General features: G+C 38.8%; 21 protein-coding genes and 1 riboswitch. Of the genes, 12 read left to right on the top strand and 9 right to left on the bottom strand.

All coding sequences use genetic code 11. The features are described from left to right. Positions 1 to 5: 5 nt before the first annotated feature. Genes rapZ through yjgA form a run of 3 tightly spaced genes read left to right on the top strand, consistent with a single transcriptional unit; the run spans position 6 to position 1,665 of the window. Complete coding sequence (gene rapZ, locus ACQ7EO_RS02755; protein WP_004725931.1) at positions 6 to 857, top strand: RNase adapter RapZ; 852 nt, start codon at positions 6 to 8, stop codon at positions 855 to 857. Further along, positions 854 to 1,123, top strand: coding sequence for an HPr family phosphocarrier protein (locus ACQ7EO_RS02760; protein ID WP_004725933.1), 270 nt, complete (start codon positions 854 to 856; stop codon positions 1,121 to 1,123). Before rapZ ends, ACQ7EO_RS02760 begins: the two co-directional genes overlap by 4 nt. Before the next feature lie 2 nt (positions 1,124 to 1,125). Then, complete coding sequence (yjgA, locus tag ACQ7EO_RS02765; protein WP_004725935.1) at positions 1,126 to 1,665, top strand: ribosome biogenesis factor YjgA; 540 nt, start codon at positions 1,126 to 1,128, stop codon at positions 1,663 to 1,665. Positions 1,666 to 1,738: 73 nt separating this feature from the next. On the opposite strand, the gene ACQ7EO_RS02770 is transcribed toward yjgA, so the two are convergent. Next, entirely contained in the window at positions 1,739 to 2,359 is a 621-nt protein-coding gene (locus ACQ7EO_RS02770) for a hypothetical protein (RefSeq protein ID WP_434278829.1), read from the bottom strand. 138 nt (positions 2,360 to 2,497) lie between these two features. On the opposite strand from ACQ7EO_RS02770, the gene baeS reads away from it, so the two are divergent. Continuing rightward, positions 2,498 to 4,240, top strand: coding sequence for a sensor histidine kinase efflux regulator BaeS (gene baeS / locus ACQ7EO_RS02775; RefSeq protein ID WP_035370610.1), 1,743 nt, complete (start codon positions 2,498 to 2,500; stop codon positions 4,238 to 4,240). A gap of 15 nt (positions 4,241 to 4,255) precedes the next feature. Further along, the gene (locus tag ACQ7EO_RS02780; protein ID WP_004725942.1) at positions 4,256 to 4,942 is read left to right on the top strand and encodes a response regulator; all 687 of its coding nucleotides are present in this window, start codon (positions 4,256 to 4,258) and stop codon (positions 4,940 to 4,942) included. Between the two features lie 203 nt (positions 4,943 to 5,145). Here ACQ7EO_RS02780 and ACQ7EO_RS02785 read toward each other — a convergent pair whose 3' ends face one another. The 8 genes from ACQ7EO_RS02785 to ACQ7EO_RS02820 all read right to left on the bottom strand — a co-directional run bounded on the left by ACQ7EO_RS02785 (position 5,146) and on the right by ACQ7EO_RS02820 (position 13,194). Then, positions 5,146 to 5,526: an MmcQ/YjbR family DNA-binding protein gene (locus tag ACQ7EO_RS02785; protein ID WP_056512341.1), complete on the bottom strand. Its 381-nt coding sequence runs from the start codon at positions 5,524 to 5,526 to the stop codon at positions 5,146 to 5,148. Between the two features lie 24 nt (positions 5,527 to 5,550). After that, entirely contained in the window at positions 5,551 to 6,150 is a 600-nt protein-coding gene (locus ACQ7EO_RS02790; RefSeq protein ID WP_004817028.1) for a L,D-transpeptidase family protein, read from the bottom strand. Between the two features lie 179 nt (positions 6,151 to 6,329). After that, positions 6,330 to 7,787, bottom strand: a complete 1,458-nt coding sequence (locus tag ACQ7EO_RS02795; RefSeq protein ID WP_056512344.1) for a protein adenylyltransferase SelO — start codon at positions 7,785 to 7,787, stop codon at positions 6,330 to 6,332. 77 nt (positions 7,788 to 7,864) lie between these two features. Further along, positions 7,865 to 8,194 (bottom strand): DHCW motif cupin fold protein, encoded by a 330-nt coding sequence (locus ACQ7EO_RS02800; protein WP_004725953.1) that lies wholly within the window; start codon positions 8,192 to 8,194, stop codon positions 7,865 to 7,867. A 96-nt stretch (positions 8,195 to 8,290) separates the two neighbouring features. Beyond that, positions 8,291 to 9,454: an acyl-CoA desaturase gene (locus ACQ7EO_RS02805; protein ID WP_004725954.1), complete on the bottom strand. Its 1,164-nt coding sequence runs from the start codon at positions 9,452 to 9,454 to the stop codon at positions 8,291 to 8,293. 358 nt (positions 9,455 to 9,812) lie between these two features. Further along, positions 9,813 to 10,535: a glycerophosphodiester phosphodiesterase gene (locus ACQ7EO_RS02810; RefSeq protein ID WP_434278830.1), complete on the bottom strand. Its 723-nt coding sequence runs from the start codon at positions 10,533 to 10,535 to the stop codon at positions 9,813 to 9,815. Positions 10,536 to 10,648: 113 nt separating this feature from the next. Next, positions 10,649 to 11,227, bottom strand: coding sequence for a cob(I)yrinic acid a,c-diamide adenosyltransferase (locus ACQ7EO_RS02815; RefSeq protein WP_434278831.1), 579 nt, complete (start codon positions 11,225 to 11,227; stop codon positions 10,649 to 10,651). A 107-nt stretch (positions 11,228 to 11,334) separates the two neighbouring features. Then, entirely contained in the window at positions 11,335 to 13,194 is a 1,860-nt protein-coding gene (locus ACQ7EO_RS02820; RefSeq protein ID WP_434278832.1) for a TonB-dependent receptor plug domain-containing protein, read from the bottom strand. Positions 13,195 to 13,230: 36 nt separating this feature from the next. Next, a riboswitch (cobalamin riboswitch) is annotated at positions 13,231 to 13,438 on the bottom strand. Positions 13,439 to 13,580: 142 nt separating this feature from the next. Between ACQ7EO_RS02820 and ACQ7EO_RS02825 the strand changes: the two genes are divergently transcribed. The 7 genes from ACQ7EO_RS02825 to ACQ7EO_RS02855 all read left to right on the top strand — a co-directional run bounded on the left by ACQ7EO_RS02825 (position 13,581) and on the right by ACQ7EO_RS02855 (position 19,725). Next, positions 13,581 to 14,231, top strand: coding sequence for a phosphoribosylanthranilate isomerase (locus ACQ7EO_RS02825; protein ID WP_434278833.1), 651 nt, complete (start codon positions 13,581 to 13,583; stop codon positions 14,229 to 14,231). Beyond that, positions 14,215 to 15,456, top strand: coding sequence for a tryptophan synthase subunit beta (trpB, locus tag ACQ7EO_RS02830; RefSeq protein ID WP_004725964.1), 1,242 nt, complete (start codon positions 14,215 to 14,217; stop codon positions 15,454 to 15,456). Before ACQ7EO_RS02825 ends, trpB begins: the two co-directional genes overlap by 17 nt. Positions 15,457 to 15,609: 153 nt before the next feature. Continuing rightward, positions 15,610 to 16,329 carry a CPBP family intramembrane glutamic endopeptidase gene (locus ACQ7EO_RS02835; protein ID WP_434278834.1) on the top strand — a complete coding sequence of 240 codons (720 nt, stop codon included), beginning with the start codon at positions 15,610 to 15,612 and terminating at the stop codon, positions 16,327 to 16,329. A gap of 9 nt (positions 16,330 to 16,338) precedes the next feature. Beyond that, positions 16,339 to 16,872, top strand: a complete 534-nt coding sequence (locus tag ACQ7EO_RS02840) for a DUF1543 domain-containing protein (protein ID WP_434278835.1) — start codon at positions 16,339 to 16,341, stop codon at positions 16,870 to 16,872. A 200-nt stretch (positions 16,873 to 17,072) separates the two neighbouring features. Further along, entirely contained in the window at positions 17,073 to 17,261 is a 189-nt protein-coding gene (locus ACQ7EO_RS02845; RefSeq protein WP_004817043.1) for a hypothetical protein, read from the top strand. Positions 17,262 to 17,603: 342 nt separating this feature from the next. Further along, positions 17,604 to 19,247: a nitrite/sulfite reductase gene (locus tag ACQ7EO_RS02850; RefSeq protein ID WP_004725972.1), complete on the top strand. Its 1,644-nt coding sequence runs from the start codon at positions 17,604 to 17,606 to the stop codon at positions 19,245 to 19,247. Next, positions 19,240 to 19,725 carry a DUF934 domain-containing protein gene (locus ACQ7EO_RS02855; protein ID WP_056512359.1) on the top strand — a complete coding sequence of 162 codons (486 nt, stop codon included), beginning with the start codon at positions 19,240 to 19,242 and terminating at the stop codon, positions 19,723 to 19,725. The genes ACQ7EO_RS02850 and ACQ7EO_RS02855 overlap by 8 nt, the downstream gene beginning before the upstream one ends. The last annotated feature ends 151 nt before the right edge of the window (positions 19,726 to 19,876 follow it).

The raw sequence follows: 19,876 nt of genomic DNA on the forward strand, positions 1-19,876 counted from the left end.
ATGCCATGAAGCGCATACTTATCGTAACAGGACAGTCTGGTTCAGGTAAATCATCTGCTTTGCAGGTGCTTGAAGATTTGGGTTATTACTGTATCGATAATTTGCCTTTGGCATTGCTTCCTGAAATCGTTGAAAAGCTGGATAGAGAAAACAATTTAGAATTATTGGCACTCGGTGTCGATGTTCGAAGTGCCAAAGAAGATTTACAAGGTTTTGATCAGGTTTTTCAACAGTTACAGAAACATGGCAGCGTAGACGTTATTTATTTAACGACGCGTGATCAGGAGTTGATTTCACGTTTTAGCGCATCGCGACGTCCACATCCTTTGTCAAACCGCTTCCAAAGTTTGAATGAATGTATTCAAGAAGAAAAAAATTTATTGCTCCCGATTCAACTGCGAGCAACAGTACATATCGATACAACGGATAAAAGTGTACACGATTTAAAAGATACCTTATTGTCCAAACTGGGACAGTCCGATAAACTCATTTTAATTTTGCAATCTTTTGGTTATAAACATGGTATTCCATTAGATGCAGATTTTGTTTTTGATGTAAGGCATTTGCCGAATCCACATTGGGATTTAGAGTTACGTAAATATTCGGGTTTAGATGAACCAGTACGTAAATTTTTAGAAGCCAGCGAGCAAGCAAATGAGATGTATCAAGACATCTATCAGTTTTTAAATAAGTGGTTGCCTGCTTTTTCGGAAGGTCATCGTCACTATATTACAGTGTCAATTGGCTGTACGGGGGGGCAACATCGTTCGGTTTATATTGTGGATAGGTTGAAAAAGGCTCTTGAGTCGAAATGGACTATTCAGGTATTACATAGAGAAATGAAGCACTGGTCATGATTGACACAACTGTTGACGTAATTAATAAATTAGGATTACATGCGCGTGCATCTGGAAAACTAATCGAAGTCACGACTAAATTTAAATGCTCTATTCAAATTGGTAAGGGTGACAAGTTAGTCGATGCCAAGAATATCCTTTCTTTACTTATGCTCGGAGCGGGTAAAGGAACCACCTTGCGTCTAGTGATTGATGGTGCAGATGAAGAAAAAGCTTTGTCTGAAGTTCAAGCACTGTTCGCAGATAAATTTTACGAGGCAGAATAATCGTGGCACGTCGTCCGCAACGTTTTACTGAAGATGATTTTGAGTCTTTAGAAGGGCGTGCAAGTAAAACCGAACAGAAAAAAGCTGTACAACGTATGGCTGCTTTAGGTGAACAACTCGCAGAGTTGTCAAAGAAACAAATTGAATCTTTACCTGTTGAAGATCGGTTGATTGAGGCTTTGCTTGATGTGCAATTGATCACATCTTTTGAAGCACGTCGCCGTCAATTTCAACGGATTGGTAAGCTTTTGCGTAATGAAGATGAAGCTATCATTTTGTCTTATTTAACCCCTAAACAAGGGATTAAAAAGTTGGCGCAATTGGATCGTTGGGTTGATCGAATGATTGAACAGCGTGATCCTGCAATTAAAGAATTCTGTAAATCTTATAATGCTGCAGAAAGTCATTCTTTACGTCAGCATGTATTGCGCATTCATCGGGATATCACCCGTCAAGCTACTGCTGAAGAATTAGCGGCTTCTAAACTTAAGTTATTAAATTATGCCCAACAAGTGGCTTTGATTTCGGATAATTCCAAGTAAACTCAAATAAATGATCGTGACAAATAAAAAACGACCCTTTTGGGTCGTTTTTTATATTTAGCCGAGATATGAATTAAACTTTTGATGGCATCATGGGCATGTTTTCGCCTGCTTTAAATTCTGGTTGGAATTTAACAACACATTTACCATCGATGATTTTATCACCCATTTTTACTTGGATTGCTTTGCCATCAGTCTGTCCTGTGCATGATTTTTGAATCGCATCCCACTGCGCTTTACGTTCTGCACGTTTTTGTGCAAATTCTTGCTTAATTTGAGCACGTTGTTCTTCGGTCATGTCTTTCATACGTGGCCCATCATGGCGCATCATATAACCACGTTGTTCTCCATCTCGACGGAAATCTTGTTTCATCTCTTTCATCGCCTTGTGATCAGGCTTGAATACGATATTACATGTACCATTAATATTTTGCTGACCTGCTGTCACCTGAACCGTTTGACCAATTGCTTTGCCATCACAGGCTTTTTGCATTTGTTGGCGTAACGCTTTATGTTGAGCACGCTTCTGTTTCATTTCTTCACGTTGTTCTGGTGACATTTTATGATGTTCACCATGCATCATTGGGCGGCCATCTGGACCGTCTTTAGGACCAGGATTGGATTGGCAGGCTGTTAAAGCCCCCGCAGTTAAAATACTTGCTGATACCAGTGCGATTTTTGTCATTGCTTTCATTGTTACTACTCCAATGAATATTTTGATGTTCTGTTGATACAGTAAAGATTAAATAATAATGATGTAGAAACAATGGAGAGAATTTTGAGCAACTGTTGGGTACAATGTTGAAATGAGAAGAAAAACGTGAGACCAGTTTTGAAAATACGTCGAGTTCCCATTGCATTACGCTTATTTCTGACCGTTTTATTGACAACTTTAGTCATTACAACAGTGAGCTTGGGTGTCTTACATTGGACCATGCAAAAGAACTTTGCCAGATATGTTGCAGATGTTGAAATGCAGAAACTTGATCATCTGATCGAAAACTTGGCAGATGTATATGGGGTCTATCAAGACTGGGGTAACGCGGTTCAAGCACAAATTTTGCAAATTGAAGGTGATGCTGCGCCTGATGATTATGATAAATTATCACGCTGGTGGTTACGTCGTCAGTATGATATCGCTTTACAGCAACGCTACTTTAAAGAACATACAATGGTGGCGACTTTGGGACAAACGGACGGTGCAGTTCATAAGTCTCAGTTGGATAAAGAAGAACTGAAAATTCTCGAAGAAAATTTACCCTCAGCTTATCAACCTTTTGAAGGTTTGAAATTTCCGCTTAGTTCAAATCAAAACTTATATAGACCCTCAGATCGTAAAGCAAATAAACCGCCTATAGGTAAAGATAAAAGTCATCTTTCAGCAGGACACGAAGCAGCAGCTTCTGCAGCGAAAGAAGCACCAACGCGAGATCCGATGCGAACGGTAAATCCGCAGAATGGCAAAAAGATATTTGTGTCATTGCCTGACCGTTTGGGGCTGAGTTCACGACTTTCTTTATATGATGCAAAACAACAGTTTATTTTAGGTGAACCGTCAGATGATCAGGTGTCTTATCGTCCGATTTTAGTCAATGACGAAGTGGTCGGTTACTTGGGTTTAAAACCAGTTTTAGATCAGGATGATGCGCTGAGTATTAACTTCTTTAGTAATCAAAAGCGTTATTTAGTGCTGATTTATATCTTCACCTTCTTATCCAGTTTGGTTGCAGCATTGTTATTGGCGACTTATTTTAAAACACCGATTCAACGTTTATTGAACGCAACTCGCGAATTAACCAAAGGGAACTACCAGCATCAAGTGGTGATTAACCGTAATGATGAATTAGGAGACTTGTCGACAGAGTTAAATCAACTGGCTGTCATTCTCGACCAGCATGAAACATCACGCCGTCAGTGGGTTGCAGATACTTCACATGAATTAAAAACACCATTGGCAGTATTACAAGCACAGATTGAAGCCATGCAGGATGGAATTCGCAAGCCGACACCTGAACATTTTGAAGCGATGTTACGTCAGGTTACAAGCTTGAAAAAGTTGACACAGGATTTAGCCGATTTGGCGCAAGCTGAAGCACAACAATTAAAATGCTACTTTGCAGAAATTGATCCTTGGTCGGTGGTTTTACAAGAAATAGAGAATTTTAAACCTAAATTTGAACAGGCTGATTTAACAATTTCAGCCACAGGTGAGGGAGCGAAATTACAATTAGATATAGATCGCTTTAAGCAAATTATGGTCAACTTACTTGGAAATAGTATTCGCTATACTGAGGCAGGTGGTGAAGTCCAAGTGCATACAGAGCAAGATGCAGATTCTTGGAGTGTGATCGTCGATGATAGCCCATTGGGTCTGAGTGATGAACAGATTGCACACTTGGGCGAACGTTTCTATCGTGTGGATAATTCACGTACACGTAGTACTGGCGGTACAGGATTGGGCTTGGCTTTATCAGGTAAAATTGCACAAACACTCGGTGGTCAGCTTACTTTTGATCATTCGCCATTAGGCGGTTTGCGTTGCAAACTGACATTTTCAAAACATACTAAAGTTTAAAAGGAATAGTACAACATGAAGCATATCATGCTGGTAGAGGATGAAGTTGAACTTGCGCAATTGGTGCGGGATTATCTAGAAGCAGCGGGCTTTGAAGTCAGTATGTTTCATGATGGTCAAGAAGCGTATGACAGCTTCCTACAACGCAAGCCAAGTTTAATGGTGTTGGATTTGATGGTCCCACGTATGGATGGTTTGACCATTTGCCGTAAAGTGCGTGAGCAAACCGACTTACCGATTATCATGGTGACTGCACGAACTGAAGAAATCGATCGTGTCTTAGGTTTAAATATGGGAGCAGATGACTATGTCTGTAAACCTTTTAGCCCAAAAGAGTTGGTGGCACGTGTACAAGCGGTATTACGCCGTTTAGAACGTAAAGCTGAACCTGAAGCCAATGACTTATTTCGTATTGATAAAGCACAACAACGTATCTGGTATCAACAAAAATCGTTGAATTTAACGCCAACTGAATTCCGCCTTTTAGAGCTTTTCCTCGAACATTTGGGACAAGTCTATTCTAGAGCGCAACTTTTAGACCATATTAACCCAGATAGTTTTGATGTTGCTGATCGTGTTATTGATAGTCATATCAAGAACTTACGCCGTAAAATATCTGAAGCAGCGGAAACCGGAAATCGTCATGAATGGGTACAAGCTGTTTATGGCGTAGGCTACCGTTTTGAATATCCAGAAGATTAAGTTTTCGACATTTTAAGTTCATCGTTGTGGATAAACACAGGTTTATCCACAGATATTGTGGGTAAATGTTTATAAATGTAAAAAGTTATGTTTGAAAAATAAACATATAACTTTATGTTTATTGATACATTCTAATTTTGACTGAATCGTGAATAGATAGAGCTTAGGTCTGTTGATCTAATGTGCGATCCAAAGCCGGCTAATTATTTAATGTGTTGATAAACCGCCAATACCTGCTTTTGGGCTTTGGTCAGGCTCTTGCTCACAAGCTCATAAGAGCCTTCAACTAAGTCTTGAATCAGATCAGCACTGATTTGCTCGCCCTCATAAATTGAAATCCAATGACGTTTATTCATATGGTAGCCCACCTGAATCGAGGGGTAGAGATCTCTCAACATTTCTCCATGATCAGGTTCAACTTTTAAATTAATCAGTTTTTTGCCATGCAGTTCAGAGCCTAACATAAACATTTTTCCCATCACTTTAAAAACAGGAACATCCTCACCAAAAGGATAGTCAAGTTCGGATTTAGGCAAATGTGACGCAATCTTAAATGCTAAAGTTCGGATTTCTTCACCAGTCATCACTGTCTCTTTTTAAAATATTATTTATGAATAAATGCTAATCACTGTTCCATCATCGACCAGTTTCCAAATTTCATCCATATCTATATTTCTAACGGCAATACACCCCCATGTCCAGTCATTTCTAGGTAAGTAGGTCATTAAACTCGGGAGTTTTTCCACTTGTGAGCGTGTTGCTGAACCATGAATCATAATGTCGCCACCAGGAGAAACGCCAAGTTGGTTGGCTTTAGATTTATCCTGTTGGTTTGGATAGGACACATGCAGCGATTTATAAAATGCACTATTGGGATTACGCCAATCTAGAATATAACGACCTTCAGGGGTTTTTCCATCACCTTCTTTAACTTTATGTCCAATAGGATCAAAGCCTAAGCGCATTGGATATGTTCGTATGTCTTGATCATGATGCATGAGTTTAACAATACGATCGGATTTATAAACTTTAACTTCGGTGATTGGCGTGTTTTGACGAAGACGTTGAATCTCTTGCTCAGATAAATTCTGCACATGTATGGCAGCATTTGCGGTTGGAATAAATTGATTATATTTTTGATAAGTCCAGACACTTGCTATAGCTATAGCCAAAAGAATCAAGCATGGAATGAGGTATTTTTTATTCATTTTAGAATACTAATGTTGTAAAACCCTGTATTGCCTAAATTTTATTCATTCTAAAGACAAAAGCTGTAGTTAATTTGTGATTGTGGATTTATCCTGTGGATAAACACAAGTTTATCCACAGAAATTGTGGGTAACTATGATGGGGCAGATCAAAGAAAGTGATTCGGCAATTTATTTGATCAAGAAGAACAACTCACCATCACTTCAGGAACGTCGCTCGGTAAAGGCGCTAAATCTTTGGCTGTTTCTAAATCCGTTTGTTTGGTAAAGGGCTGACCAAGCAATTTAAATAGGCGATCAACCTCAGAAAAATCATCACGTTCAGCCTGTTCAATGGCTGTTTGTAGCATATGATTTCTTAAAATATAGACTGGATTGGCCTTTTTCATTTCCGCATCAAGTACATCAACATCTTGCTGCTCACGAATATTGTGATATTGCGTCAAGAAGTTTTCAAATTGAAAGCGATCTAGGCAATCATCTTTAATAGCTTCATATTCTTTATTCTGTAAGCGAAGAAAACTGTCGGTATAGTCGAGTTGCTCACTTTGTAGAATTCTTAAAAATGCCATACCACAATCAAAACTATCTTTGTGGAAGCTGGGTAGTCCAAGTTTTTGGCATAGCCCATGGGTATAATGTTCTAGAAAGGTCGGTTCAAAATGCTCTAAACATTCGACGAGGTCTTGCTTAAATTGTTCTTTATTTTCTGCTTGTGCCAGTGGAATTAAATTGTTTAACCAATTCCATAAGTTCCAATGTGCAATACTCGGTTGGTTTTGGTAGGTATAACGACCATTGTAATCACTATGATTGTTGATCCAATTGGGACGGAAACGCTCCATAAAACCATAAGGGCCAAAATCGAGGGTAGAACCTGTAATATTGAGATTATCTGTATTCATAACCCCATGTGCAAAACCAACCAATTGCCATTTTGCGATCATGACAGCGGTGTTTTGAATCACTTGCGTTGCAAATGCTAGAACAGTGTCTTCAAACTTTTGCTGTTCAGTACTCAAACATTGTGGATAGTGCCATTCAATACATTTTTGGGTAAATTCAGTGAGTAATTCAGGCTGATATTGATTAATCCATTCAAAATGCCCTAAACGGATGTGGCAATCCGAAGTGCGTAACATCATTGCACCAAGTTCAAGTTTTTCTCGTTGTACGCCTTGGGTTGAAGAAGTAAAGCCTACAGAATTGCTTGAAGGAACCCCCAGTGCATTGAGTGCATGACCCGCTAGATATTCACGAATCACAGAACGTAATACAGCACGTCCGTCTCCCATACGAGAGTAGGGGGTTGAGCCTGCACCTTTTAAATGTAGGTCAATGGTTTGACCTTGTCGATTTAAAATTTGCGCTATCAATAGGCCACGTCCATCCCCCAATTGACCTGCCCATTGTCCAAATTGATGCCCTGCATAAACCATGGCAAGGGGATGAAATTCAGCAAAGGTTTTTTGTCCGCTACAAATCTCGACCCATTGGGCTTTTTCATCTTCAGACCATTGTAATTCATCCGCAAGCGCAGCATTAAAATGCCCAGCCTTTGCACCTTTCAGTGGACTAGGCATTTGCTCATGGTAGAGCTTTGAATCGAGAGATGGATAACGTGGGGCAAATTGCATAGCGATCGGTCACAATGGTTTTACTTGTCCCTCTCAATATAGCAAAGTTTTAAGCTGTTGAGATAATGTCGACTGTTTTAGTCAACAATAAATAGTTTTGCACCAAATGCGGTAGAAGAACGATGCGCTTCAGCTTGGTCTGCAACTTGATAACTCATCCCTGCTTTTAAGGTAAAGGTACGTCCATCATCAAGTTCAGTGTGCAATTCACCTTCTAAGCAAAACAGGATATGACCTTTAAGACACCAGTGATCAGCCAAATAATCGACAGAATATTCGACCATTCGCACTCGAATATTATCAAATTGTTGTGTGCGCCAAAGTGCAAAGCCTTGCTCACCCTCATGGCGCGTTGTTGGAACTTCTGCCCAGTTGGTAATGCCAAAGGGGATGTTATTAATTTGCATATTATTTTCTCTCAATATTCTCAGTATGAGTTTCTGTAAAAAATGGATAAAAGAAAAGCCCCTTTCGGAGCTTTGCTTTTGATGTGTATTGAGAATTTAAGAAACAACGTTCTTTTTGATTCCACGCATCAATGTTTCTAAACGTTCACGATGGAAAGCAAGTTTCTGTTCGACCAATTGGAAATCAACTTTGAGTTTGACATCCATTTGGTGGATTTTTTCAGCAACAGATGCTTTTTTCGCTTGTAGCTCTTGTTCTTTTAACGCAGCCCAATCATTTAACGTATTGGTGAATGCTTCATATTCTTGCGATACTTTTTGTTTCATCGCGATGATGTCTGCATTGACGTTATGACCATAAATCGCTAAATCCTGTTCAGCATATTTAAATCTCATCGCCAATTCCGCTTTTTTGATATTAAAGCTTGGGATACGACGTAGATTCTTGGCTAAACCGATTTTAGAGCACGACCAAATCAACCATTTTGTTGGATCATATTGCCACCATTTCACACCATTACGATAATCGTATTGGAAAATATGGTGATAGTTATGATAACCCTCGCCCCATGTTGCAATGGCAAGAACAAAGTTATCACGTGCAGTATTTTCGTCAGTATAAGGACGTTTGCCCCACATATGGCAGAGTGAGTTGATAAAGAATGTTACATGGTGGCTAATGATTAAGCGGAGTAAACCACCTAAGAGTAATACGCCCCACATGTCACCTACAGCCCAACCCAGTGGAACTAAAATCGCAGCATGTACAGCAATCACAAGTGGAACATAATACTTGTCTTGGAACATAACCACTTTGTCATTCAACAAATCAGGTGCATTTTTATAATTTGATTCAGCAGCAGGATAATTACGTAACATCCAGCCAATATGAGCGTACCAAAAACCATTGTTAATCGAATACGGATCTTGATCCACATCATCCACATGGCGGTGATGTGTACGGTGACCAGAAGCCCAGAACAAAATACTGTTTTGAACAGCAAAAGTTCCCATGATCATCAAAATGATTTTAAGTGGTAAAGTCGCTTCGTATGCACGATGTGCCCACAAGCGATGATAACCTGCAGTAATACCTAAACTACTGAGACCGAGTAAAACGAATAAACTAATCCAAGCTGCCGCACTAAAATCATGGTGGTAGGCATATAAAGGGATCGCAATTACTGCCACAAGAGGTAAAAAAACCAAGGCAAAAACACCGATCCAATTTATTGGGGCTTTGGGTAGGGGAGCATTCATCTCCAACAGCACTCCTAAGAACCTTAATCAGGTAAAGTTAAACGCATAGCTTCAGCATTTTTCTAGGCTATACTTTCACAGATATTATCATGGGCGAACATGTGTTCACTAGTATTAGTGTACATCTGTATTGTATAAAACAGTAACAGAATAAAACATGAATTCTAGCGGTTTGATCGAAAAAAATGAATGGTTAAAACGTCGTATTTAAATGTCACAATAGTGTAAGAATTTTTCTGTCTTATCCAATTTGATTTTTAGGGGTTAGATAATTGATTCTCAAGTTAAATTTTAATTTTGGAACCCTCAAAAGTTCAAAATAAAATTCTACTTTATTGTGTTATTAAATGGATTTGAGTTATTGAATTTGCGCTAAGGCAAGCTGCATCATTTTTGGGAAATCAGTAATTAATCCATTGATCCCCAAATCTCTTAAATGCTTAGCGCGCTCAATATCATTGACGGTCCAAACACTGATGTCCAAATCTGCACGCTGAGTTGCTTGAATGAGCTCATCTGTTGCCAATTGATTCATCCATCCAATCTGGCAGCATCCCAGTTGTAATGCCTGTTCGATCGCACGTTGTTGGATGTCATCTTCAATCAGTAGACCACGTTTAAAACTTGAGTTTTGCTGTTGTAATGCTTGATGTATTTTTAAATCAAAACTGGTAATCACTGCGACATTTTCAAAACCTCGCAGTTGTTTTTGTAATTCGATGATGAGTTTTTCAGCGTGTTGCAATGTTTCTACAGCTTTCACTTCAACTTCAATATGCTCAAAGTCCTGCATAATCTTTAGGCTTTGGCTTAAGGTTGGGGTAATTTGTTTTTCCCAATCCATCCAGATATTGGCTTGGTTATAGGCCGCTAATTCAGCGCTGTTTACATCATACAGTGCTTGATCTATTCCAGTTGTTCTTAAAAAATTATCATCATGCATGATAATGAGTTCATCATCTTTTAGTTGTCGAACATCGAATTCAACTGCACGGATACCTAAATCGTGAATATATTGAAATCCCGCTAGGGTATTTTCAGGTGCTTCACCACGCGCGCCACGATGTCCGATAATTCTCATAATGAACTCACATACTCATTTTCATCTGTCTAGTAATAATTTAAGTCTTACTTTTAGCAATAACTTGACTTTATCATACTGTTAAAAATTTACTTTTAGACAGTGATTTATCGTTAAATAGTGTCATTGATGTTCTTTTGCCAAAGCACCTCACTGCCACCTTCTGCACGTTGTAAGCTACGTGAAGCAACAAAAAACCAGTCGGATAATCGGTTAATTAATTGTAGAGCAGTTGCTTGAATATTTTGATCACGACTGTGTACAGTCATTAAGCTACGTTCTGCTCGACGACATACAGCACGTGCTTGATGTGCATAACTACATGCTAATGTTCCTGAAGGTAGAATAAAGTCCTTAAGCATTGGTAAGTCTTCATTCATTTTGTCGATTTCCTTTTCAAGAAATTCAACACAAACAGGTTGGAGCAAGTTGTAGTTAGGAATACAAACTTCACCACCCAAATCAAATAGCCAGTGTTGAATCAAACTCAGTGATTTATCCCAATGGGCTTTATCGACGATGCTACTCATTGAAATTTGTGAACGTAATACACCAACAATAGAATTTAGTTCGTCTACATCACCAAGAGCGGTAATACGTAAGTCATCTTTGGCTACGCGAGAACCATCTCCTAATCCTGTAGTACCTGAATCGCCTGTACGGGTATAAATTTTACTTAAACGATGTCCCATAATTTTGTCCTAGATAAAAATGAAAAGATAAAGAATAAAAAAGGATAATGTCGGTCAAAACATTATCCATAAACTGCGCTGTTTTAGATATTTTTTGGATGTCGCTTTTAGTAGCGGAAAGTTACCCCAGCAGATGCAAGACGACCACCGTTGATGTAGTAAACACCATTACCGTTGTATGCTGTCTTATAATTAACATCACCAATGTTTTCAATATTGGTAAAGAGTTTAATCATTGGAGTTGCTTGCCAGTAAGCATTGACATTAGTACTAACATAACCCGGCGTTGTGGTTGGTGTAGTTGATGGGTAATCTGCAAAATCTTTTGAATTAGATTTTGCGACGACAGATGCAGAAACACCATATACGCCATCATCCCAACCTGTAGTTAGAGTTAAACTTTGGCGTGGTCGGCGAGTTAAATCTTTTTTAGTTTCATCATCTTTTGCTTGAACATAAGCATAAGTTGTAGTTAAAAAGAGTTCATCTTGTTGCCATTTAAATGAAGCTTCACCGCCAGTAAAGGTTGCTTTATTTACGTTAACTAATTTACCCGCCTGATAATTAATCAGGTTGTCTACTTTATTGCGATATACAGATAAGCCTAAATCAATATTATGATTAAGTTTTTGATCAACGCCGATTTCATAAGAAAAGCTTTCTTCTGGTTTTAAATCAGGATTTGCTCCCCAAGAAATTGCATATAAATCGTTGGTTGTTGGTGCGCGGAAAGCTGATCCGACATTTGCATAAATGCTCGTAAGTGGTAAAACTTGATAACGGACAGCACCTTGACCAACTGTGTGTGTACCAAACTTATCGTTGTCTTCCACACGAATACCAACTTGAGTTTCTAGACCATTGTGTTGATATTGATGCTGTGCAAAATAGCCAATAGTATCTACAGATTCTTTGTATTTAACATCTTGTCCGCCAAACAAATTTTTCGAATAAACATCACCTTTAATATCTTTAAAGGTTGAACCGAATAAAATGTTTTGAGCAGGTGTCATTTGCCATTTTGTATAGAGCTCAGCTTCTTTGGTTGTACTATGTACATAATCTGAAGAACTATTTTGCTCAATATTGTCTTTAAATTGCGAAAGTCGTGCATGAAGTGCGACATTATCTAAAATATCGACTCGACCTTTTACATTAATGATTTCATTTTTAAAATCTTGAGAAACGAGATTACCATAATTGTCATAATCACTATAACCTTGATTTTCACTGTAATCGACTGAGGCTGCATAGCGCTCTTTCTCAACACCAACTTTTGCACTATAGCCTTTTTGATCAAAACTTGCTTTCTTGTTGTTTTTTGCATCTGTTACAGGCGTGCCATCAGTTTCTAGGCGTTGTCCACGAACTTGAGCATAAAAACCATCTTGAGCAAGATCAGCACCAATTACTGCTTTATAGGTGTTATTTTCACCCATTTCACCAGTAACAAAAGCACCCGTTTTTTCAGGTGTTTTGGAAATCAATTGTACTACACCACCAATCGCATCAGCACCATATAAAACTGATGCAGGTCCTTTTAATACTTCAATTTGCTTAATATCTGTTGTATCAATAAAAGGTAAAGATGCAGAGCCAGCAGTATTTGAGTTTAAGCGAACACCATCTCTTAGAAGTAAAGTATGGTCAGAATCTGTACCACGTAAGAAAATTGATGCAGCTTGTCCATAACCACCAGTTTGTACCATATTGATTGATGCATCTGTTTGTAACAGTTGTGGTAAAGATGCAATTGGTGATTGTTCAAGAGTCTTCGGCTCAATAATATTGATTCGAGCAGGAACTTCACTGATTTTTTGCTCAGTACGAGATGCTGTGACAACGATTGTATCGAGTTTCGAATTTGCTTCTGAATTTGAAGAAGTATCTGCAAAAGCAGTAGAAGATAACCCCATCGCAATAGCGACAGCACCTACAAGTGCAGTAGGTTTAAAAATAACAGACATGATATGCTCCATACATTCACTCCCCGTGAATGATTGAGTTTAAGGGCACAACAAGCTGGTATCCGGACTTAAATATAGAACCTAAAGCGATTCAGATTATTCCACCTTCCCACAAAACATTGCAGTGGTGTAAGTCTTTTGACTTATTAAAGAATAATATTTTCATTTTACCGTTGCGGGGGCAGTGTTGGATTTTCACCAACTTCCCAAAGCCTTAAGCTAGACTTGTTGCATTTGTGTGCAGTATAAAGTTTGTTTAGTGTATAAACAATGTAAAACAGATAATCCTATAGAACTTTAACGCAAGTGAATAAATTTGCTTTACAATGATTTGCTTAAAATACTGAAAAAATCAGTTTGGTCTGAACAAATTCGAGTTCAAAGCTATGCGTACCCGTGCCAAAATTTGTGGGATTACACGACCACAGGATATTCAAGCTGCTGTACAAGCAGGTGTGGATGCGATTGGTTTTGTGTTTTATGAACCTAGTCCACGTTATGTCACGATTGAATTGGCTCAGCAATTGGCACAACTTATTCCACCGTATATCAACATTGTTGGATTATTTGTCAATGCCAGCGTACAAGACATTGCACAAGTATTAGAACAAGTGCCTTTGGATATTATTCAGTTTCATGGTGATGAAACTGCACAACAATGTCAGCAGATCGCACAGTATAATAAGCGCCGTTGGTACAAAGCGATTCAGATTAAACCTGATGCAAAAAATTCAGATATTATTACGACAATTCAGCAATACCAACAGGCTGGTGCGAGTGCTATGCTTTTAGATGCATGGCATCCTGAACTGAAAGGAGGGACTGGACACAGTTTTGACTGGTCTCAATTCCCTAAACTCGATATTGCTTTAATTTTGGCAGGTGGTTTAAAACCTGAAAATATTGAAGACGCTATACAAACGACTCAAGCGTATGCAGTCGATGTCAGCGGAGGCGTAGAATCCGCAAAAGGTATCAAAGACCAACAACTCGTAGAACGATTTATGCAAGGAGTCCAACGTGGATCAGCAAAGTAATCAACAAAATAGTGTGATTGACTATACCCAATTCCCAGATCAAAACGGGCATTTCGGTATCCATGGCGGACGTTTTGTGTCAGAAACTTTAATGGCAGCTTTAGAGGATTTAGAGAAACTCTATTTCCGTATGAAAGATGATGCGCAGTTTCTGGCAGAATTCGACCGTGATCTCGCTTATTATGTCGGACGTCCTAGTCCGCTTTACTATGCTGAGCGATGGTCGAAAGAGTTGGGTGGTGCGCAAATTTATCTTAAACGTGAAGACTTAAATCATACAGGCTCACATAAGGTCAATAACACCATTGGTCAGGCGCTACTTGCGAAGCTTTCTGGCAAAAAACGTATTATTGCGGAAACGGGTGCAGGTCAACATGGTGTGGCGACTGCAACAATTGCCGCGCGTTTAGGTCTAGAGTGTGTGGTATTCATGGGTGCTGAAGACGTAAAACGTCAGGCCATGAATGTCTACCGTATGCGTTTGCTTGGTGCAACAGTTGTGCCTGTAGAAAGTGGTTCTAAAACATTAAAAGATGCTATGAACGAAGCGATGCGTGATTGGGTAACCAATGTAGATTCGACTTACTATGTGATTGGTACGGTTGCAGGTCCACATCCATATCCTCAATTGGTACGTGATTTCCAGTCGATTATTGGTCGTGAAGCACGTAAACAAATTCAAGAGCAAGCAGGTCGTTTACCAGATGCTTTGGTTGCATGTGTCGGTGGTGGTTCAAATGCAATGGGCTTGTTCTATCCATTCTTAAATGATCAAGATGTCAAAATGTACGGTGTTGAAGCCGCAGGTTTAGGCATTGAAACAGGTAAACATTCAGCACCATTAAATGCAGGCCATGTTGGTGTTTTACATGGCAACCGTACTTATTTAATGTCAGATGAGCAAGGTCAGATTATTGAAACACATTCAATCTCAGCAGGTTTGGATTATCCTGGTGTGGGTCCTGAACATAGTTTCTTAAAAGACATGCATCGTGTGAATTATGTGCCAATTAATGATACAGAAGCACTTCAAGGCTTCCGTGATTTGACTCATATTGAAGGGATTATTCCTGCACTTGAAAGTTCACATGCAATGGCCTATGTGACTAAACTTGCGCCAACAATGTCGAAGGATCAAATTATTATTGCGACGGTATCGGGTCGTGGTGATAAAGATTTAATGACTGTTGCACGTATTGATGGTGTTGAAATGGTCGAGATGTAATTCATCCCACTTAATCAATTTAAAAGCCTCTTTTATAGAGGCTTTTTTATTTCTGGACTAGACAGGATCATAGGGAAACTCTACAAAAAGCAAATGGAAATCATGAGCTAAATTACCCAAAATTTAATGAAAATAATCGGTTAATTTTTTTATATGCATTTTTTACAACGGGTTCGAGCTGAACCTTTTCCTAAAAAAATTGTCTGGGGATGGAAAGACACATTTGCGATTTGTATCATCCCTTTAATTATTTTAAATGGCTTTATTTTAGAAAAAGTATTTGGAATCTCGATAGCTGTTAGTCTGGGCGATACCATTTTAAGAGGCGTGCTGTTTATTTTAGTGTGCTACTTATATAAGGAAATGTTGCTTACGCATTGGCAAAAGTATAAACAGGCCTTTTGGCGCTCAAGTGTCTTGGTGGTGGTTGGTGCAATCGTGCTACAAGTGGTGATCTCGCTGACACGTCAGCTTTTACCCCTCGGGCCGAGTACACAAGAAAAAGACCTGATTGATCCTGAACATATTCCTTTTCTCAGTCTGTTGATCATTAGCTTGGGTCCACTATTTACTGCGCTTTTAGAAGATATTGTGTTTCGCTATACTTTATTGCAAAAGTTATTTATCCAACCGTGGTTATGGCGCATTGTACTGATTATATTGAACTCTATATTATTTGGTCTGATCCATTATCATAATTTTGACGGAAATTTAATTGCAACAATCAGTTTTATGAGTGCAGGTTTATTTTTAAATCTGATCTATTTGTGGACACGCAATATTTGGCATGTATTACTCATTCATTTTTTGAACAATGCCGTATTATCTGTGGGTGGGATTTTATTATTAAAACTTGTTCAAACATTAACTTAGTGACTGAATATGTCTAGTTTATTTATCGTTATGTTGGGTGGACGTCATGCACGTGCCAATGTTGAAGTTCATGATGTGGTTCTTGCCGTAGGCGATTCGCTTGAAGAGGTTTATCCTCAATTAAAAAATGCGTGGTTTGGTGAGCAACAGGGCTTACACATCGACGCATGGCAAAAATTACAGGCTTTAGTGTTTGAAAATAAGAAATATCAAATACATTTTACTGATGCGCAACCGAATGCATCAGATCAGAAGCTTTGGCTGATTAATTTAGGCGGCTATGATGCAAATGAGTTTGGTGAGTTACACCGCTATATCCTGATTGTTGCTCAAGATGCGATTGGAGCGAAAGCCAAGGGTAAACAGTATTTTGCAGGGCATTGGCAAAAACAACACACTGATCGAGTTTTAGAGGTCGATGATTGTCTGGCGATAGATCAGGTATATGGCCGTTATGTGCAATTGGTTGAAGTAGATTTGAATGCTGATTCTCATGCAGAGCTTGACCAAAGTGTTTGGGAGAATACCTATTTGACCATCTGAGTTGTCATCGCTTGATCTGCTTAAAAAGGGCGCTTTATTGCAGCCTTAAAAGATTAAGCGGATCTTAATTTTAAAAAATTGACATCAATCATTGCATTGCTCTCTCATAATCTAGTCATTGAAACAACAGAATCTTCGCAATGTTTTCAACAAGTTTGCACAGACTAAAAACTCAAATAAAACACTGCGGAGTGTGATCAATGAGCGGTTTATTAGACGAGTTAGGTAAAATTGCAGGTGCAGTGATTGCTGAGCAAAGTGTCGATAAGTTAGACCCTGATGCTGGCTTTCTAGAAAAAGCAGCTGGCGCATTTGCAGGTTATGAAGCCGCAAAAATTGCCGAAGACAAACTAGAAAATAGTGATGAGCAGCAGAAACCAGAGGATTAATTCAAAATTGGTAAACCCAGCTTTGGGCATTGATCTTAATCAATTCTGTATAAGATAAATAAGCTACAGGGTTGAATAAGTTTAGTATTGAGATGATAGCTGTGATCAAAGAGAGGGCATATTCGATATGCTCTTTTTTATTATCTAAAATAAAGATAAGCAATGAAGAAAAACATCCATAACGTAATAAAAGCATGCTTTGCCTGTAAAGCATTGCCAATTCGATCTTTGCACAATGCTTATCAATAAAACCGCTATAAAATATGGAAAAAAAGCATTTCTTTGATAGATCAATACTCGTTATATTGTGCATCGTTATAATGAAACTACTAGCTGTACGCCATGTATTTATATACTGATTTCGATCAGCAACTGATCAATGAACGTGTTGCACAATTCCGTGATCAAACGGAACGTTATTTAGCTGGAAAACTCACTGAAGATGAGTATCGTCCATTACGATTACAAAATGGTTTATACGTACAGCGTTATGCGCCAATGCTACGTATTGCTGTACCCTACGGTTTAATGAACTCTAAACAATTACGTAAAGTTTCAGAGCTCGCCAAAGAATATGACCGTGGTTATGCACATGTTTCGACACGTCAGAACATTCAGTTTAACTGGCCTGCGCTAGAAAATGTGCCTGATATGCTAGAAGGTTTAGCTTCTGTTCAGATGCATGCGATTCAAACTTCAGGAAACTGTATCCGTAATACCACAACTGACCAATATGCTGGTGTTGTTGCTGGGGAAATTGCAGATCCACGCCCGACGTGTGAATTGATTCGTCAGTGGTCTACATTCCATCCTGAATTTGCATTTTTACCGCGTAAGTTCAAAATTGCAGTTTCTGCACTTGAAGAAATTGATCGTGCAGCAACTTCATTCCATGACATTGGGGTGTATTTAACTCGTAATGAAGCGGGTGAGTTGGGTTATAAAATCAAAGTGGGTGGTGGTCTAGGCCGTACACCTATCATTGGTTCTATGATTCGTGAGTGGTTGCCACGTGAAGATTTAATTGCTTATTTAGAAGCGGTTCTGCGTGTTTATAACTTGCATGGTCGCCGTGACAATAAATATAAAGCTCGTATTAAAATTTTAGTTAAAGCATTAACACCACAAGTTTTTGCTGAAAAAGTTGAAGCTGAATTTGCTGAAACAATTAAAACCTTGAAAGTTCAACCTGAAATTTTGCAAAAATTAGACGAAGAGTTTATGCCGTTTGATTATCAAAATTATGCAGATGAAGATTTCAGTGGCTTATTTGCTGAATATCCAAAGTTTAAACAGTGGTTCAATATCAATACCAATGCACATAAAGTTGCAGGCTATCGTATTGTCACTATTTCACTAAAACGTGCGGGTATTGCACCAGGTGATATGACTGTTGAAGAAATGAATTTGATTGCAGATCTTGCAGACAAATATACATTTGGTGAATTACGGACCACACACGAACAAAATATTTCATTGGTTGATGTACCACAGAAAGATTTATTTGAATTGTGGCAAACCCTTGAAAAGAATAATCTTGCTCGGGCACATATTGGTTTTATTACCGATATCATTTGCTGCCCAGGTGGTGACTTCTGTTCATTGGCAAATGCGAAATCTATTCCAATTTCTGAAGCCATTACACGCCGTTTTGATGATTTAGATACAGTCTATAACTTAGGCCATATCGACTTGAACATTTCAGGTTGTATGAATGCTTGTGGTCATCACCATGTCGGCAATATTGGTATTTTAGGTGTGGATAAAAAAGGCGCTGAATTCTATCAAATTACCTTGGGTGGAAATGCAGACCATGACGCTTCAATTGGTGATATTTTAGGACCATCATTTGCAGCAGAATCTGTACCTGACATTATTGATGAAATTTTAAATACTTATCTTGATCTTCGTAACGAAGGTGAAGAATTTATTGAAACTTATCGTCGAGTGGGTATTCAACCTTTTAAGGAGCGCGCATATGCTTAATACCGCACTTCAAGTCCTCTCTAAAGATGGCACTGTTGCAGACAATACCTATCAAATCATTGCTGAAGATGGTGTATTGCCACAAGGTGATGTGTTGTTGACTGTTGAGCAGTTGGACCAGCTTGCGAATGTGACGGGGAAAAAAGCACTATTTCTTACCGTAGATGCTTCACCTGAAACCAATGCGTTTCCATTAGATCAGTTAGATGCGATCTTTATTGATTTCGCAGGTTTTAATGATGGTCGTGGTTATTCTTTTGCTGCATTGTTACGTCGCCAAGGCTATACAGGCGATCTTCGGGCAACAGGCGATGTGTTTAAAGATGTCTTGAACTATATGAAGCGTTCTGGTTTCGATACTTTTGTTGTGAAAGAAGGTAAAGATATCCATGAGGCAGCAGCAGGTTTAGGTGATTTTACTCATCCTTACCAAGCCTCTACAGCTGTACCAAAAGCACATTATCAAACAGGTGCTTGATTGCTCTAAGTACTGATTTTGAAATGAAAGCCGAACGAAAGTTCGGCTTTTTATTGTTCTCAAGTTAAAGCTGGTGTAGCCATTGCTTATTGTGAATATGATATGAACGATATAAATTGGTATTCGGCTTTATTTGTATCGTGCCCAAATC

Source organism: Acinetobacter sp. CE-15 (assembly GCF_051059255.1).
Taxonomy (GTDB): Bacteria; Pseudomonadota; Gammaproteobacteria; order Pseudomonadales; family Moraxellaceae; genus Acinetobacter; species Acinetobacter guillouiae.